This is a genomic window from Pareuzebyella sediminis (assembly GCF_008367235.1).
Lineage (GTDB): Bacteria > Bacteroidota > Bacteroidia > Flavobacteriales > Flavobacteriaceae > Pareuzebyella > Pareuzebyella sediminis.
In genome coordinates, this window is sequence record NZ_VTZS01000002.1 from 361,684 (window position 1) to 377,020 (window position 15,337).

Sequence of the window (15,337 nt, forward strand, 5' to 3'; positions counted from 1 at the left end):
ACAAAGAATAATTATATGAAAAAATGGGAACAACTATTACAGCCTTTGACATTCAGAAATCGAACAAAGGCTAGAGAAATTGATGGAAGAGATCCTTTCGAACAAGACTACGGTCGTTTGATATCAAGTTCTCCAATTCGAAGATTGCAGGACAAAACTCAGGTATTTCCATTGGAAACAAGTGACTATATTCGAACGCGTTTAACGCACTCATTAGAAGTTTCTTACATAGGAGGTTCTATTGGAAAGAGTATTGAAAAATACCTAATAGAAAAAAAAGAATTAAATCAAGATTTTAAAGGACAATTAAGTTCTCTTTTAAGGTGCTCAGGGCTAGTACACGATTTAGGAAACCCACCTTTTGGCCACTTTGGCGAATCTGCTATCAAAGATTATTTTAAAGAATATTTCGAAAAAAGCGAGGTTAAACTCACTAAACAAGAAAAAGCAGATTTTGAAAATTTTGATGGAAACGTTCAGACTTTTAGGATTCTTAGAAAATTACACTTTTTCAAAGATGAGTATAGTTTTAATTTGACTTTCCCGACGTTAGCAAGTATCATTAAATATCCATCTAATTCATTAGAGGGTAATAAGAAAAAAGAGGCCAAAGAAATTAGAAATAAAAAATATGGCTATTACTGTTCTGAAGAATCAGATTATCAAGAAATCAGTAAGAAATTAGGATTAAATGGTAAAAGACATCCAATAGTATATCTTATGGAAGCCGCAGATGATATTGCCTATTGCGCTGCGGATATTGAAGATGGCGTAAAGCTAGGAATTTTAAATTATGAAACACTAAGAAGGATTTTTGATGAAAATTTAAAAGCGAATAGAGACTTGTTGGAAATTCTCGATAAGATGCATAAAGGCAATGACAACAAATTATCTGACAAGTTGTCCTTGACCGTTCAACAATTCAGGGTAGAAACACAGGGCAGAATGATAGAGGGTATTGTAGACTGCTTTAAAAAAAACTATGTTAAAATAATGGATGGGGGATTTCAATATGAATTAATTGACAAGTCTACTGGCAATGATATAAGAAAATCATTTGAGGCATTACAAACAGTAGTTTTTGATAATAAAAAAATAATGCAAACTGAACTCGCTGGTTGGGAAATAATCTATGGTTTGCTAGATATTTTTGTTCCAGCAACCGAATCTGAAAACTTTAAAGCTGGGGGTAATACAAAAGAAGCGAGATTATTTAAGAATATTTCATCAAGTTATAGATATATTTATAGTGAGTATAACAAGTATGATAATGAAGCTTACAATAGAATACAATTGATTGTAGACTTTATTGCCGGAATGACTGATACTTATGCTTTAAATCTTTACAGAAAACTAAAAGGTATTAGATTGTAGTGTTAGAAATAATAGAAGACAAAAATCTCTTTAAAAGACTTTTCGCAGCTAGGTTCAAAGAAGTATTGCGAAAGTATCCTGACTTTTATGAGTTCATGATGAACTTGTTAATATCAGGCACGGCATATGTTGTTGGAGGTTTTGTAAGAGATTCTATAAATAATAAACAATCAAGGGATTTAGATATGATTGTTTCACTATCTCATACGGATTTGAATAATTTATTAAAAGAATCGGACCTTACGTTTTCTATCAATAGGATGTTAGGAATAAAAATCGATTTAGGTGGATTTGAGGTAGATATATGGAGTATCGATAACAATTGGGCATTTCGTGATTCTGTGGTAAAAAGAAATGAAGACTATATTTTAGACAATATCTCGGATGGCTGTTTTTATAACTACGATGGACTTGTCGTAAATGTTCACTCAAATAATTTTAGGTCAAATCATTACAACGACTTTGTTCGGGAAAAGAAATTGAACATTATTCAAAAAAGTAAATATTATAAAGTCAAAAATCCAACAATTGAGGCAAATCTATTGCGAGCTATTTACTTAAATACTTTTTATGGAGTAGATATTGCTCCAAATTGTATGAGTTATTTGGACAAAGTAATAAGTCAGATAGGAGATAATTATGACGTTCAAGATAGATTGAACATTTACTTGAATAAATATGACAAGTATAAAAAAGTGTTATCTATTGAAGATGTTATGGACACCGTTAGGCTGATTAAGTATATTCATGCCAATAGGGAAGCCAAGAAACAGCTTAACTTTGGTTTCGGTCAATTAATGGAGGATTAGAATGTTTGAAAATGAGCTTCTGGCGTAAAAGAATTTTAGTTCATAACTAATTATTATTTTAAAACGGATTTCATGAATCTTTAATGAGTTTGCCTATCGGCTAATCTCATTTTTCGATTTGGCAAAACACGCGATTAAATAAGTGCGCCAATAAAACAATTATTTTTCTAGCGATTTGATGCGGCTACTTAAGAAGGGTCTCAAAAAAATTCATGTTAATAAATTTTTGATAATTCCACCACCCCCTATCTTTTCAAGGTCAACGCTTTACCTTCTCGCCCCTATACTGTATCTTTGTTGTTTAGAATGATTTTACATAATGAAGATAGCTAAGAAAGACGTTTTAAAGGCTTTAGAGCACATCACCGTTCCCGGTGAGGGCCAGAACATGGTCGAAAGTGGCGCGGTAAAGAACCTACAGATTTTCGGCGATGAGGTCGAAATCGATATCACCATCAACAATCCCAGCTTACAGGCCCGCAAAAAGACCGAGGTAGAGATATTAAAGATCATCCATCAAGAAGTCTATGCCAAGGCGAAGATCAAGGTCAACATAAAGGTCGATGCCCCGGCCGCCAAACCAAAAGTAAATGAAATTAAAGGGAAACCCATTCCCGGTATTCAAAACATTATTGCGGTAGCCTCGGGTAAAGGGGGCGTAGGTAAATCAACGGTAACGGCGAACCTTGCGGTAACCTTGGCCAAAATGGGCTTTAAGGTCGGTTTGTTGGATGCCGATATTTATGGCCCTTCCATGCCCATTATGTTCGATGTGGCCCAAGAAAAACCCTTGGCGGTCAATGTCGATGGAAAATCAAAAATGAAACCGGTCGAAAGCTACGGGGTCAAATTGTTGTCCATTGGCTTTTTCACGCAACCGAACCAAGCGGTGATTTGGCGGGGCCCCATGGCCTCAAAGGCTTTGAACCAAATGATTTTCGATGCCCATTGGGGCGAAATCGATTTTATGTTGGTAGACCTTCCCCCGGGAACAGGCGATATCCACCTCAGTATTATGCAATCTATGCCCATAACTGGGGCAGTGATCGTAAGTACCCCTCAGGAAGTAGCGCTGGCAGATGCACGAAAAGCGGTAGCCATGTTCCGTCAAGATTCGATTAATGTACCCGTGTTGGGCATTGCCGAGAATATGGCCTATTTTACACCCGAGGAACTTCCTAACAACAAATATTATATCTTTGGAAAAGAAGGTGCCAAACACTTGGCCGAAGATCTGGAAGTGCCATTTTTAGGGGAAATACCTTTGGTGCAAAGTATCCGTGAAGCGGGCGATGTAGGCAGGCCTGCGGCCTTGCAAACCGCGACCCCGGTCGAAGAGGCCTTCGAGGCCTTGACCAGAAATACGGTACAGGAAGTGGTGAACAGAAATAAAAACCTTCCACCGACCGAGGCGATAAAGATAACAACAATGGCCGGATGTTCCGCCGTTAAGAAGAAGTGATATGACAACAATGACAGCCGAAGAACTGCGAACGAACGTCGAGAAGGCGTTGCAAGAGATCCGCCCCTTTTTACAGAGTGACGGCGGTGATATTTCGTTGGTTTCCATCGATAACGAGAATTCCGTAAAGGTGAAATTAGAAGGGGCCTGTGTCGGTTGTACGGTGAATCAGATGACCTTGAAGAGCGGGGTAGAAATGACCATCAAAAAATATGCCCCCCAAATCGAAGAGGTCATCAACATTGCATAACAGTCTGACAATAGTCATAAATTAAAGGAAATTCTCCCCATACCTTCGCAAAGATTAAAACTCCACATTTAATGATTCAAACAGATATACTGATTATTGGCGCTGGCCCGACGGGGCTTTTTGCCGTTTTTGAGGCCGGGCTATTGCAACTGAAGTGCCATTTGATCGATGCCCTTCCCCAAGCAGGGGGGCAGTGTTCCGAAATCTACCCCAAGAAACCGATTTATGATATTCCCGGTTTCCCCGAAGTATTGGCGGGCGAGCTGGTCGACAACCTTATGGAACAGATCAAACCCTTTCAACCCGGTTTTACCTTGGGGGAACGGGCAGAGTCCATCGAAAAACTCGAAGACGGTTCGTTCATCGTTACGACCAATAAGGGTACCCAACATCAAGCGCCCATAGTAGCTATCGCCGGCGGACTCGGAAGTTTTGAGCCGAGAAAACCCCTCCTCGAAAATCTTCAAAAATACGAGGACCATGGGGTTGAATACATGGTGAAAGACCCCGAAATGTATCGTGATAAAAGGGTGGTCATCGCCGGGGGCGGTGATTCGGCCTTAGATTGGAGTATCTTCTTGGCCGACGTGGCTGCCGAGGTAACCCTGGTGCATCGGCGTAACGAATTCCGTGGGGCTTTGGATTCCGTAGAAAAGGTACAGCAACTTAAGAATCAAGGAAAAATAAACTTGGTAACCCCCGCCGAAATTGTAGGTCTTCATGGAGAAGACAAACTAGAGTCCGTACTGATACGAAAAAAGACCAATGCCGTCGAGGATTTTACCTTGGCCGTCGATCATTTTATAGCGCTTTTCGGCCTGTCACCAAAATTAGGCCCTATAGGCGACTGGGGGCTCGAAATAGAAAAGAATGCGATCAAGGTCGATACCTTCGACTATCAAACCAATGTGCCGGGTATCTATGCGATCGGTGATATCAATACCTATCCGGGAAAGCTGAAATTGATTCTTTGTGGATTTCATGAAGCCACCTTGATGTGCCAGAGTGCCTATCAACGCATCTTCCCTGATAAAAAATACGTGATGAAGTATACGACGGTAGGTGGTATCAGCGGGTTTGATGGTAGTAAGAAGGAGGCTCCGAAGGCGGTGGTGAAGGCGATTGAATAATAAGTTTTTAGGAGCTAGGAGCTAGGAGCTAGGAGCTAGGAGCTAGGAGCTAGGAGCTAGGAGCTAGGAGCCAGAGGAGCCAGGAGTTAGGAACTAGGGGCTAGGAATCAGGGAAAATTTAGAAATGGCAGTAAAAAAGTTTGAGGATTTATTGGTTTGGCAAAAATCACAAGACTTTGCTATTTCAATCTATAAAGATTTCGCCACCCTTAATGATTATGCATTTAAAGACCAAATCACTAGAGCTGTAGTCTCTATTTCCAATAACATAGCAGAGGGTTTTGACAGAAGAACAAATCCGGATTTCATAAGATTTCTATATTTTGCAGTAAGTTCAAATAGCGAAGTTAGATCTATGTTATATTTGTCTGCAAGATTAAAGTATGTTCAAGAAGAAAGGACAGTAGAATTAATTGAAAAATCAAATGAGATTTCTAGAATGCTTTTTGGTCTAATACAGTCAATGAAATAGTTCACTAATCCCTAACTCCTGACCCCCTAAACCATCTTTTTAATGGATATCAAAATAAAAATAACCGACCGTGACGGTGTAACCCACGAAGTAGAAGCGCCCACGGATATGAACATGAACCTCATGGAAGTAGTACGCGCCTACGAATTGGCCCCTGAAGGAACCATTGGGGTCTGTGGTGGAATGGCCATGTGCGCCTCTTGTCAATGCTACGTGAATTCGGATCATATGCTACCTGAAAAATCAGACGAAGAGGAGGCGATGCTGGCCGAGGCCTTTTATGTAGAGGACAACAGTCGATTGGGTTGCCAAATTCACATGACCGACGCATTGGATGGCCTAGAGGTCGAGCTGGCCCCTGAAAGCTAAGGGTACAGAAAGATCAATTTCCCAAGTTCGCCCAATAAGCGAATAGAAGTATGGAACCCGCAGTTCCATCCATGGTAGGTTCATTTGTAGAATAGTCGCCAATGTCGTCGTGATAGACCACGAAGTCGTTCTGGAAAGCTTCAAATTCGTCCGGGTGATCCAGTTTTAAACCTCTTAAGGAGTTGTATATCGTTGCATAAACGGGTCCATCGACCAATCCGCCGGGTACTTCCTTGCGCGTAATGGCCCAAGTTGCGGTATGGACGTCCAAAGGATATTCCCCATTTTCAGGCATCTTTGTGAACATTGAGGTTCCCCAGGGATTTCGGCCGAGCAACCAATCTCGTTGGGCGATCTTGAATCGGTCGTACGATGTGTCCCCGGTCATACGCTCGTATAGCACTATTTGCGTGATCAGGCTGGTCAGCAGGTTGTTGGAACACCATATAAAGGGCACTCCCACGCGATATGGGTTGGTCTCGCCTCGTTTGATATTATCCTCGATGCCACTTTTATAAAAACCGGCAAGCTTGGTCTTAAAACCTTCATCGACATGTTCGTAAAGGGCAAAATGGCCGAGGTTTACAAACGGGTAATACTGATAATGGGGTACCGAATCGTAGGGCATCCAAGTGTCTGTATTCGCTTTTAATGCGTAGCTTTTGGCATCTTCCAAGTAAGCTTTGTCCCCGGTTTCTTTAAAAAGTTCGGCAGCCCCCCATTCCATATCATCGGCCCATGTTTTTTCAGAATACCTATAAGGAGCACCGAATGAATTTCCCTGTTGAAATCCTTCATTGTCCTTGCCCATTTTGTACAACGATCTGGCCGCTTTTAAACAGGTCTCGGCAAAAATGGAATCCTTTAAACGGGCTTTCCAGATACGCGAAGCAATGGCCATGGCGGCGGCCGATCTACCGGCCAAGTTAGATACGCCGGTGGCTTCGCTCATATACTTATTGAGGCCTTGGGGCCTGCCATTGGCGAAATAGGCCGTTCTGTAAGAATTGGGGCCCCATCCATAGTCGGCATTGTCCTTGTCCGGTAATTTGAAGCCAACGCGATGGTCGCGATCATCACCCACCTGATGGATCAATTGATTTGGCGAAGCATGTAATTTGAGTATCCAGTCAAGCCCCCATTTGGCTTCGTCCAAAACGTCTGCAATACCATTGGGGCCCGGTTGGCCCAATGCGTTGGAACCGTCTTCGAAAACATCCGGATATAGTTCGTAGGCTTTCAACATATGTGCGGTGGCATAGCTTCCGGTCATCAAATATTTTAGTTGGTCACCGGCATCGTGCCAACCCCCGCTTGCCTCGACAAAGGTCGAATCGGGCATCGGACCATAGAAAGAGCGACCATCGCCCTGGTGGCATACCACGTCGAAAAAAGGATTGTAGCCACAGCGTTGCTGGCGCATAAACCCCAAAAGTTGTTCGGTCTTATGTTTATAGGCATTTTCGGAAATCTTGAATTCTTGTGACCTGTGGTCGGTTTTCTCGCCCTTAAGGTAAAAAACACCTTCTGTGGTAACCGTCGTGAAATCAATCTCGTAGTAATACTCGAACGTGCCCCAGCCTTTGGTCTTGGTGCGTTTTAGGGGAAATGAAGCGATTGTTCTTCCGTCGGTTTCGGAAACCAACAAAAAGTTTTCTTTTACCTTATCGTTAGAAAAGACAAGGGCTATTTTGGTTTCGTTGGGCAGATAACCGATTTGGTTGATTCGGATATAGAAACTGTCTTCGGCACCAAATGCGAAGATGCTTTGAAGGACAAAAAAGACGAAAAGGGGAAACGAGGAGGATAAAGGCATATTGTAGTTATATGCCTATAAATTTAGAGTTTAATACGATCGAACGCAAGGTGCTCTTTTAGACCTGTAAAAATATAGCCCCTTGATCGCAATTCATCGACAAGTGCTGAAAGGCGCAAATAGAATTTGTCCTTGCGCTCGGGATCGGTGCCGATATGAATCAACAGGAGAAAGCCGTTCAAACCGCTGCCATGACCTTCTTCATAATCGAGAATGTTGTTGTAGATGTCCTGACTTGTTTTATAGTTGGTCATCGACGGTGTGGTGTAATCGGCATTGGAAGAAGTTCCTGAGGTGAAATTTATTAGTTGCAGATGCTGCTCATACGTCCATTTTGAAATCGTGTCGCTGTACCATTCATAGGGCGGTAAAAAGAACGGGGCATCTTCTTTCGTGATACCGAACCGTTCCATCTCACTATAATTGTTTTTAAGATCGGTAACAAACTGGTTTTTGGTTATCAATAGGCTGTCACGATCTTCCCAACTACAATAGAGCAAGTGCCGATCCGAATGTGCGCCGAGATAATGTTGGTCTTTAATGAGCTTTTTTATGGATTTCGCGAAACTAGGGTTTCGGTAAAAATTACCGGTAAAAAAGAAAGCCGCCTTTATTCGCTTTTTTCTAAGTACCCTTGAAATTCGGGCAGCGCCATCGGCAAAGGAATCTCCGGTAAAAATCAGGGTCAATTTTTTTTGCGTGCTGTCACCGCGAACTATGGCCCCGTATTTTTTAGATATAGGGGCATCGAACGATGGATTTTGATGTTGGCCCCATAGTATTTGTCCGATCGACAAATAGGCCATTAGCAAATACGATCGCATAATCATAGGTTTATATCCTCGCTTGATAGGTAAATAGGTTGTAGTACCTTCCCTCTTTGGCGATAAGCTCGTCATGGGTGCCTTCTTCGGCAATTCTCCCATTTTCAATGACCAAGATTTGATCGGCTTTTCGAATGGTACTCAAACGGTGGGCGATAACAAAGGTGGTTCGGCCTTTGGTGAGGGCGGCCAGACTTTTTTGGATCAAGGCCTCGCTTTCGGTATCGAGGTTCGAAGTGGCTTCATCGAGTATCAAAATCTTGGGGTCGGCCAATACCGCTCTTGCGATGGCAATGCGCTGGCACTGCCCCCCGGATAGTTTAACGCCGCGTTCCCCGATCAGCGTGTCCAGACCGTCTTCGAACCGATCGGTAAACTCGTTCACATAGGCCGTGTTTACCGCTTGCTGTAGGCGTTCTTCGGAAGCATCAGGGCGTGGGAACATTATATTTTCCCGAATGGTACCCTCGAACAAGAAGTCGTCTTGTAATACGACCCCCAAATGCCTTCGGTAGCTGTTCAGGTTGACCTTTGAAATATCTTTTCCGTCAATCGTAATCTTTCCCGACTCTGGATTCAAAAAGGTGGCGGCCAACCCGGCAATGGTCGATTTTCCGGAACCGGAGCTTCCTACCAAAGCTACCACAGCACCTGATTTGACTTCAAAATTGATGTTGTGCAACACTTCCTTGTCCTCTTCATAAGCAAAGGATACATCGTCGAAAACGATATCTCCTTTAATATGCTCCAAAACGATGGTTCGGTTTTTCTCGTCCGATTCGGGGGTCATGTTCATGAGTTCCTCGGTACGGTCCAATCCGGCCAGTGCCTCGGTCAATTGACTGCCGATATTGCTCATTTGAACGATGGGTGCGATCATTTGGGCCAAGAGTATTGTAAACATAATAAATTCCCCTTCGGTAAGACTGCCCTGTATGATCTTATATCCTCCGTAGCCCATGACCCCGGTGGTGGCCAGGCCTATAAGAAAAGTGGCCGAACTCGTCATGGCCGCCGTAGTAACCAAACTCTTTTTGACATTCCGAAAGAGTTCGGCTACCCCTGCTTCGAACACCGAATGTTCCTGGGCTTCGGCATTGAAACCTTTGATGACCCGAACACCGCCTAGGGTTTCCGTTAAACGACCCGTCACTTCGGCATTGATTTTTCCTCGTTTCCGGAAAATGGGGCGAATAATCTTAAACGCCTTTAAGGCAATGAATCCGAAAATGGCTAGGGGTATGAGTGTAAAAAGGGTCATTCCCGTGCTAATGTTCAGTAAAATAATCAACGCTACAATCGCGGTGACGCTGCCTCCGACCAATTGCACCAATCCTGTGCCGATAAGGTTGCGTACCCCCTCAACATCCGTCATGATGCGGGATACCAAGGCTCCCGATTTTACATTGTCGAAGAAGCGTATGGGCAGCGAAAGCACCTGTTTCTGTACTTGGGCGCGAAGCTCCGATATCATAAATTGCGCCTGCACACTGAGAATATAGGTGAGTAGGAAGGAGGTCGCGGATTGGATCAAAATGGCCACAATGACAATTACGACCAAAATTTTTAGGGTTTCAAAATCCTTATTGGGTAGAATATTATCGAAAAGATATTTGGAGGCGTAGGCCGGTACGAAGCTGGCCGCCTTACTTACCGCTATCAAGAGCAAGCCAATAAAAACGAGATTTCTTCTGGGCCAAATGATGGTTTTGAAGGCGGTAAGGATACTAACTTTTTTTTCAGCCATTGTTTTTTATATATAGTCTGGTCCGTTGGAGCGAGGTTGGACATTGGCCTGCAAGTTACCTAAATAGGCCCAAACCATTTGAGCGAAAAAGTAGTATTTCAATTAGAAGTGCCTAAATTTAGGGGAATACTATGCCATGCCTATGAAAACTATATTTCTCATTCTTGTGGCCCTGTCCTGTTCCGCCCAGTCCGTTCCATCGAACGAAGTGCAACAGTGGAAGAGCCAGGCCAAAAACATAACCATTATCCGTGATGATTTTGGTATTCCACATATCTACGGCAAGACCGACGCCGATGCGGTTTTCGGACTGCTCTATGCACAGTGCGAAGACGATTTTAACCGTGTGGAGCAGAACTATATTTGGGCTACCGGAAGATTGGCCGAGGTCGAAGGGGAGGAGGCCCTGTATAGTGACCTGCGGGCCAAATTGTTTATGACCGAGGAAGAAGCCAAGCTGAATTACGAGAAAAGTCCGGAGTACCTAAAAAAACTATGTGATGCTTTTGCCGATGGTATCAATTATTATCTCTATACCCATCCGGAAGTGACCCCAAAATTATTGACGCGTTTCGAACCGTGGATGCCCATGTATTTCAGTGAAGGTTCTATCGGAGGTGATATCGAGCGCATCTCGACCGAAAAAATCAAAGCCTTTTATGAAAAGGGCTCCGTGCAGCAGGTCCATGCCCATTTGAAACAACAAGGGAAAGAAAGGCCGGAGAAAAAGGAGGCCGTTGAAGAACCCCAGGGCTCCAATGGTATTGCCATATCGGGTGCGCTGACCCGATCAGGAAACACATTGTTACTGATCAACCCTCATACCTCTTTCTATTTTCGGGGGGAAGTACATATGGTTTCGGAAGAGGGACTGAACGCCTATGGTGCCGTCACTTGGGGGCAGTTTTTTGTGTATCAAGGGTTTAACGAAAAGACGGGGTGGATGCATACGTCGACCTATACCGACGTAATGGACGAGTTCGTAGAAAAGACAGGGGTTATAGCGGGTGACAGTACCATCTATTATCAATATGGCGAAGAGCTTAGGCCTGCTATAAGCTATGATATCACACTTCACTACCAGGTTGACGGAGCACTTCGAGCGAAAACCTTTCCAGCCTTCCGAACGCATCACGGGCCCATTACCCATGAAACAAAGGGGCGATGGACGGCCTCGGCGATGATGTGGGAACCGGTTAAGGCCCTTGAACAATCCTTTATTCGAACCAAGCAGGATGGCTATTCGGGATTTCGGAAAATGATGGACATGCGAACGAATTCAAGCAACAATACGGTATATGCCGATGCCGAAGGAAATATTGCCTATTTCCATGGGAATTTTATTCCTAAACGCGACATCCGCTTCGATTACTCCAAACCGGTGGATGGAAGCGATCCACAGACCGATTGGCAAGGGCTGCATACCGTCGATGAAAATATTATGCTCTTGAACCCGGAGAACGGGTGGCTTCAAAATTGTAATTCGACGCCCTATACAGCTGCGTTGGAATTTAGCCCCAAGAAGAAGAACTATCCCTATTATATGTCGAGGGACCAAGAGAATTTTCGAGGAATCCATGCCATCGAGCTTCTGAAAGATAGGCAGGGATATACCCTTGACGGTCTAATTGAATTGGCCCATGATCCTTTTTTACCCGCGTTTGAAGTTTTGATTCCTGGGTTGATACAAGCCTATAATCGGTACGATGATAAAAATCCGAAACTTAGGGAAGCCATTGAGATACTGTCGAGATGGGATTTTAAAACCAATGAGAAGTCTGTTGCAATGACTTTGGCCCACTTTTACGGTACGGCCATGGGGCGTACTGCCCAAAGACCGGAGGGCCTGAGCGATATGGAAACTATGCAATACTTCGGGGCACATGCACAGGAAGGGATTCGGGTCTTGGAAGAAGTGTTGGATCAACTAGTTTTAGATTTCGGTACATGGAAAATACCTTGGGGCGAGGTGAACCGTTATCAACGGTTGACAGGTGCTATTCGGCAGCCTTTCGATGATGCCAAACCCAGTCTTCCCATCGGTTTTGCGTCTGGGCGTTGGGGGGCTTTGGCCGCGTATGGGGCAAGCTATTCCAACGATACCAAAAAACTTTATGGAACCCGTGGCAATAGTTTTGCGGCCGTGGTCGAGTTTGGTAGAAAGGTCAGGGCCAAAAGTATTTTGGCGGGTGGTCAAAGCGGCCATCCGAAATCTCCACATTTCGACGACCAGATTCAACGGTATCGCCAAAGGATGTGGAAAGAGGTACCGTTCTATAAAAACGATGTGTTACAAAGGGCCGAGGAAACCTATCGTCCCGGGGAAAGGGAATAATCCGATTCGGCCCGAATACCGCACGTCTTTAGGGAAATGGAATTCTATAGGTTTAGGCCGGAATCTGCTGGCTTAGGCAGTGTAGGGTGCCGAATCCCCAGATGATATCGATACAGCTAATGCCAATAACTCTTCTATTCGGAAAACAGTCCCCAATGATATTAAGGGCATTCCGATCGTTCTCGTCGTTAAAGGTCGGCACGAGCACGCAGTGGTTCAGTATGAGAAAATTGGCATAACTGGCGGGCAACTGTAAACCATCGAAGATAATATTCTTGGGCATCGGAAGTTCGACTACTTTTAGTGGGTTCCCGTCTTCGAGTTGGGCCTCTTTTAACCGTCGGAGATTCTCTTGCAGCGGTTGGTAGTTCGCCTCTTCGGGGTCTGATTCCACTACGGTCGTTACCGTGTCGGGGTTGACAAACCTGCACAAGTCGTCAATATGACCGTGGGTATCATCGCCCAAAATTCCATCTTTCAGCCAGATGGTATTGGTAATCCCTAAATATTCCTTGAAAACGGACTCATAATCGGCCTTTGTAAATCCGGGGTTTCTGACTTGTGTTTTCGGGTCTAACAGACATTCCTCGGAGGTGATCAGGGTACCTTTGCCGTTCACTTCAAGGGCCCCGCCTTCCAAAACTACTTTTTTGCCGTTTAGAGTGGCTTGGGTCACGGGTATGTTGAATTCCTTGGCTATTCTAGCAGGCACCTGTTTATCCAATTGCCAGTTCGAGTATTTGGCCCAGCCGTTGAAATTAAAGTTCAAGGCCTCGCGCTTCGTTCCGTTTTTTACGATGATGGGCCCCGAATCGCGCATCCAGCTGCGATTTGTTTTCTGTAGAATAAAGTGTACGTTCTTGTTATCGACCGATGCTATTTCCAGCATTCCCAGTACTTTCTCTTTTAAGGAAGAATCTTTGACGACCAAAAAAACCTTTTCAAAGCTCGCTATCTTTTTGATGAATTCTATAAAGGCCCACTGTATGGCTCCATATTTTCCTGGCCAATCGTTACCGTTATGGGGAAAGCAGAGCAGTATGCCTTCTTGCTTTTCCCACTCTGCCGGAAACCTTCTGTTCGCCATGGTTATTCGATAAATCGTTTGGTCAGGTCGTGAAAGGCATCGATTCTTCGATCCCGGAAAAAAGGCCAGTTTTGACGTACATTCTCTTGAAGCGCCAGGTCGACTTCGGCTATAAGTAGCTCTTCCTTATCGGCGGAGGCCATGGCCAAAATTTCCCCTTGGGGTCCACAAATAAAAGATTGCCCCCAGAATTCGATGCCGTCGGTATTGGGAAGGTATTTCTCAAGTCCGATTCGGTTTGCCGCCGCTACATAGATGCCGTTAGCGACCGCATGACCTTTCATAACGTTCATCCATGCACCATATTGATTTTGGCCGTATTGTTCCTTTTCGAAGGGATGCCATCCGATGGCGGTGGGGTAGAATAAAACATCGGCTCCTTTCATAGCCGTTAGTCTTGCGGCCTCAGGATACCATTGATCCCAACAGATCAAGGTGCCGATGTTCCCTTTTTTTGTCTCCACCGACTGAAAGCCAAGATCTCCAGGGGTGAAATAAAATTTTTCGTAGAAGTGGGGGTCATCGGGAATGTGCATCTTACGATACAGTCCGGCCCTCGAACCGTCACTATCTATGATGTAGGCACTATTGTGATAGATGCCCGGCATACGTTTCTCGAAGAAGGGAACGATAATGGCTACGTTCAAGGCTTTGGCGACTTCGCTAAACGCGGTAAAGGAAATATCACCGAGGGGTTCAGCCAATGAAAAATTACCAACATCTTCACTTTGACAAAAGTAATGACTGCTGTACAATTCGGGCAGGCATACCACCTCAACACCTGAATTTGCGGCTTTTTCGACCCAATGAAGACATTTTTTTCGATTTTCCTCCGGACTATTATCCAGATTTAGCTGTACAACTCCAATTGTGTAGTTCTTTTTTGCCATGTACCCCTATTTGTTAGTGTAAAATCGCGGGGCAAAGATACCAAATTATGTATTGTTTCGGGCTAGTCTTTAGTGATAATCAAGGTCGCCTTAGAACCTGTGGAAAGAAGCCATTTATTGGAATAAATCAGTTTGCCCTGATCGTCGTAGACATCAATTTGAGCAGTATTGGGCGGGGAAGAGCCCACGTTAAGGGCTTCGAATTCAAGTCTATTGAATCCGCGCTCCAAATCTATGTTAATGCCTTTGTAGGCTCCTGTGAGCAATATATTCGCATCTGCAACCCTATCGTTGGCATATATTTTTACCCGATCACCATCGACAAATTCATGGTCACGGCACACAATACCGACAAATTTTCCATTGCTCTTCACATCACCGAGATACATATCCCCGAAAAATTCCTTAGAGCCTTCCTTTGGTTTTCTTGGACCGACTTTAGGGTCGATTTTCATTCCGGTGCCCGCTTGTACGAGCTCCCGGTCGGGCAACATTTTTATAGGATTTCTTTTGGTCAGGTCAATATTGACTTCAGGGTCTTCAGACACGACGGAGGGTATTTTAAGAGAAGTACCCTGTTGTGGCTTTTCAGTATCATCTATCTTGTTGGCCGCCTCGATTTCAAGAGGTTTTTGGGTAGGAATATCGGTTTGTGCCCTCCCTATTATGGAAACGAGTAGAAAGGGGAGCATTATGAGTAGATAGTTCCTTACCATTTCAACGTGAAATTTCGAGTTAAAGATAGCAAATACCCTGCCATGCAGGCCTAAGG

Annotated in this window: 14 protein-coding genes; 8 read left to right on the forward strand and 6 right to left on the reverse strand. The window is 44.1% G+C overall.

Annotated features, from left to right (window positions below):
* The first annotated feature begins 15 nt into the window (after positions 1 to 15).
* From dgt to F2B13_RS08240, 7 genes are all read left to right on the forward strand, one after another.
* On the forward strand, positions 16 to 1,374 hold the full coding sequence (gene dgt / locus F2B13_RS08210) for a dGTP triphosphohydrolase (RefSeq protein WP_149303973.1): 1,359 nt from the start codon (positions 16 to 18) through the stop codon (positions 1,372 to 1,374).
* Positions 1,374 to 2,183, forward strand: a complete 810-nt coding sequence (locus tag F2B13_RS08215) for a hypothetical protein (protein WP_149303974.1) — start codon at positions 1,374 to 1,376, stop codon at positions 2,181 to 2,183. The genes dgt and F2B13_RS08215 overlap by 1 nt, the downstream gene beginning before the upstream one ends.
* A gap of 319 nt (positions 2,184 to 2,502) precedes the next feature.
* Positions 2,503 to 3,645: an Mrp/NBP35 family ATP-binding protein gene (locus tag F2B13_RS08220; RefSeq protein WP_149274596.1), complete on the forward strand. Its 1,143-nt coding sequence runs from the start codon at positions 2,503 to 2,505 to the stop codon at positions 3,643 to 3,645.
* A gap of 10 nt (positions 3,646 to 3,655) precedes the next feature.
* Positions 3,656 to 3,895 carry a NifU family protein gene (locus F2B13_RS08225; protein ID WP_149275429.1) on the forward strand — a complete coding sequence of 80 codons (240 nt, stop codon included), beginning with the start codon at positions 3,656 to 3,658 and terminating at the stop codon, positions 3,893 to 3,895.
* A gap of 71 nt (positions 3,896 to 3,966) precedes the next feature.
* A complete protein-coding gene (locus F2B13_RS08230; protein ID WP_149274597.1) occupies positions 3,967 to 5,025 on the forward strand; it encodes an NAD(P)/FAD-dependent oxidoreductase in 1,059 nt (352 codons plus the stop codon).
* A gap of 124 nt (positions 5,026 to 5,149) precedes the next feature.
* The gene (locus F2B13_RS08235; protein ID WP_149274598.1) at positions 5,150 to 5,497 is read left to right on the forward strand and encodes a four helix bundle protein; all 348 of its coding nucleotides are present in this window, start codon (positions 5,150 to 5,152) and stop codon (positions 5,495 to 5,497) included.
* Positions 5,498 to 5,539: 42 nt separating this feature from the next.
* Entirely contained in the window at positions 5,540 to 5,866 is a 327-nt protein-coding gene (locus tag F2B13_RS08240; protein ID WP_149274599.1) for a 2Fe-2S iron-sulfur cluster-binding protein, read from the forward strand.
* A 13-nt stretch (positions 5,867 to 5,879) separates the two neighbouring features.
* Here F2B13_RS08240 and F2B13_RS08245 read toward each other — a convergent pair whose 3' ends face one another.
* The 3 genes from F2B13_RS08245 to F2B13_RS08255 are packed head-to-tail and all read right to left on the reverse strand — an operon-like array spanning position 5,880 to position 10,253.
* A complete protein-coding gene (locus F2B13_RS08245; RefSeq protein ID WP_149274600.1) occupies positions 5,880 to 7,682 on the reverse strand; it encodes a glycoside hydrolase family 9 protein in 1,803 nt (600 codons plus the stop codon).
* A 23-nt stretch (positions 7,683 to 7,705) separates the two neighbouring features.
* Positions 7,706 to 8,506 carry a polysaccharide deacetylase family protein gene (locus F2B13_RS08250; protein ID WP_149274601.1) on the reverse strand — a complete coding sequence of 267 codons (801 nt, stop codon included), beginning with the start codon at positions 8,504 to 8,506 and terminating at the stop codon, positions 7,706 to 7,708.
* 10 nt (positions 8,507 to 8,516) lie between these two features.
* Positions 8,517 to 10,253 (reverse strand): ABC transporter ATP-binding protein, encoded by a 1,737-nt coding sequence (locus tag F2B13_RS08255; RefSeq protein ID WP_149274602.1) that lies wholly within the window; start codon positions 10,251 to 10,253, stop codon positions 8,517 to 8,519.
* Between the two features lie 136 nt (positions 10,254 to 10,389).
* Between F2B13_RS08255 and F2B13_RS08260 the strand changes: the two genes are divergently transcribed.
* Positions 10,390 to 12,588 (forward strand): acylase, encoded by a 2,199-nt coding sequence (locus F2B13_RS08260; protein WP_394348965.1) that lies wholly within the window; start codon positions 10,390 to 10,392, stop codon positions 12,586 to 12,588.
* A gap of 52 nt (positions 12,589 to 12,640) precedes the next feature.
* Here F2B13_RS08260 and F2B13_RS08265 read toward each other — a convergent pair whose 3' ends face one another.
* The 3 genes from F2B13_RS08265 to F2B13_RS08275 form a co-directional block, all read right to left on the reverse strand.
* Complete coding sequence (locus tag F2B13_RS08265; protein ID WP_149274604.1) at positions 12,641 to 13,681, reverse strand: agmatine deiminase family protein; 1,041 nt, start codon at positions 13,679 to 13,681, stop codon at positions 12,641 to 12,643.
* Positions 13,678 to 14,565, reverse strand: a complete 888-nt coding sequence (locus F2B13_RS08270; protein WP_149274605.1) for a carbon-nitrogen hydrolase — start codon at positions 14,563 to 14,565, stop codon at positions 13,678 to 13,680. The genes F2B13_RS08265 and F2B13_RS08270 overlap by 4 nt, the downstream gene beginning before the upstream one ends.
* A gap of 62 nt (positions 14,566 to 14,627) precedes the next feature.
* The gene (locus F2B13_RS08275) at positions 14,628 to 15,281 is read right to left on the reverse strand and encodes a hypothetical protein (RefSeq protein ID WP_149274606.1); all 654 of its coding nucleotides are present in this window, start codon (positions 15,279 to 15,281) and stop codon (positions 14,628 to 14,630) included.
* Between the last annotated feature and the right edge of the window lie 56 nt (positions 15,282 to 15,337).

What these genes read in the sequence shown, in the direction of transcription:
- dgt (WP_149303973.1), top strand. Translation starts at nt 16, where the DNA reads ATGAAAAAATGGGAACAACTATTACAGCCTTTGACATTCAGAAATCGA.
- F2B13_RS08220 (WP_149274596.1), top strand. Translation starts at nt 2,503, where the DNA reads ATGAAGATAGCTAAGAAAGACGTTTTAAAGGCTTTAGAGCACATCACC.
- F2B13_RS08225 (WP_149275429.1), top strand. Translation starts at nt 3,656, where the DNA reads ATGACAGCCGAAGAACTGCGAACGAACGTCGAGAAGGCGTTGCAAGAG.
- F2B13_RS08230 (WP_149274597.1), top strand. Translation starts at nt 3,967, where the DNA reads ATGATTCAAACAGATATACTGATTATTGGCGCTGGCCCGACGGGGCTT.
- F2B13_RS08235 (WP_149274598.1), top strand. Translation starts at nt 5,150, where the DNA reads ATGGCAGTAAAAAAGTTTGAGGATTTATTGGTTTGGCAAAAATCACAA.
- F2B13_RS08240 (WP_149274599.1), top strand. Translation starts at nt 5,540, where the DNA reads ATGGATATCAAAATAAAAATAACCGACCGTGACGGTGTAACCCACGAA.
- F2B13_RS08245 (WP_149274600.1), bottom strand. Translation starts at nt 7,682, where the DNA reads ATGCCTTTATCCTCCTCGTTTCCCCTTTTCGTCTTTTTTGTCCTTCAA.
- F2B13_RS08250 (WP_149274601.1), bottom strand. Translation starts at nt 8,506, where the DNA reads ATGCGATCGTATTTGCTAATGGCCTATTTGTCGATCGGACAAATACTA.
- F2B13_RS08255 (WP_149274602.1), bottom strand. Translation starts at nt 10,253, where the DNA reads ATGGCTGAAAAAAAAGTTAGTATCCTTACCGCCTTCAAAACCATCATT.
- F2B13_RS08260 (WP_394348965.1), top strand. Translation starts at nt 10,390, where the DNA reads ATGCCTATGAAAACTATATTTCTCATTCTTGTGGCCCTGTCCTGTTCC.
- F2B13_RS08270 (WP_149274605.1), bottom strand. Translation starts at nt 14,565, where the DNA reads ATGGCAAAAAAGAACTACACAATTGGAGTTGTACAGCTAAATCTGGAT.
- F2B13_RS08275 (WP_149274606.1), bottom strand. Translation starts at nt 15,281, where the DNA reads ATGGTAAGGAACTATCTACTCATAATGCTCCCCTTTCTACTCGTTTCC.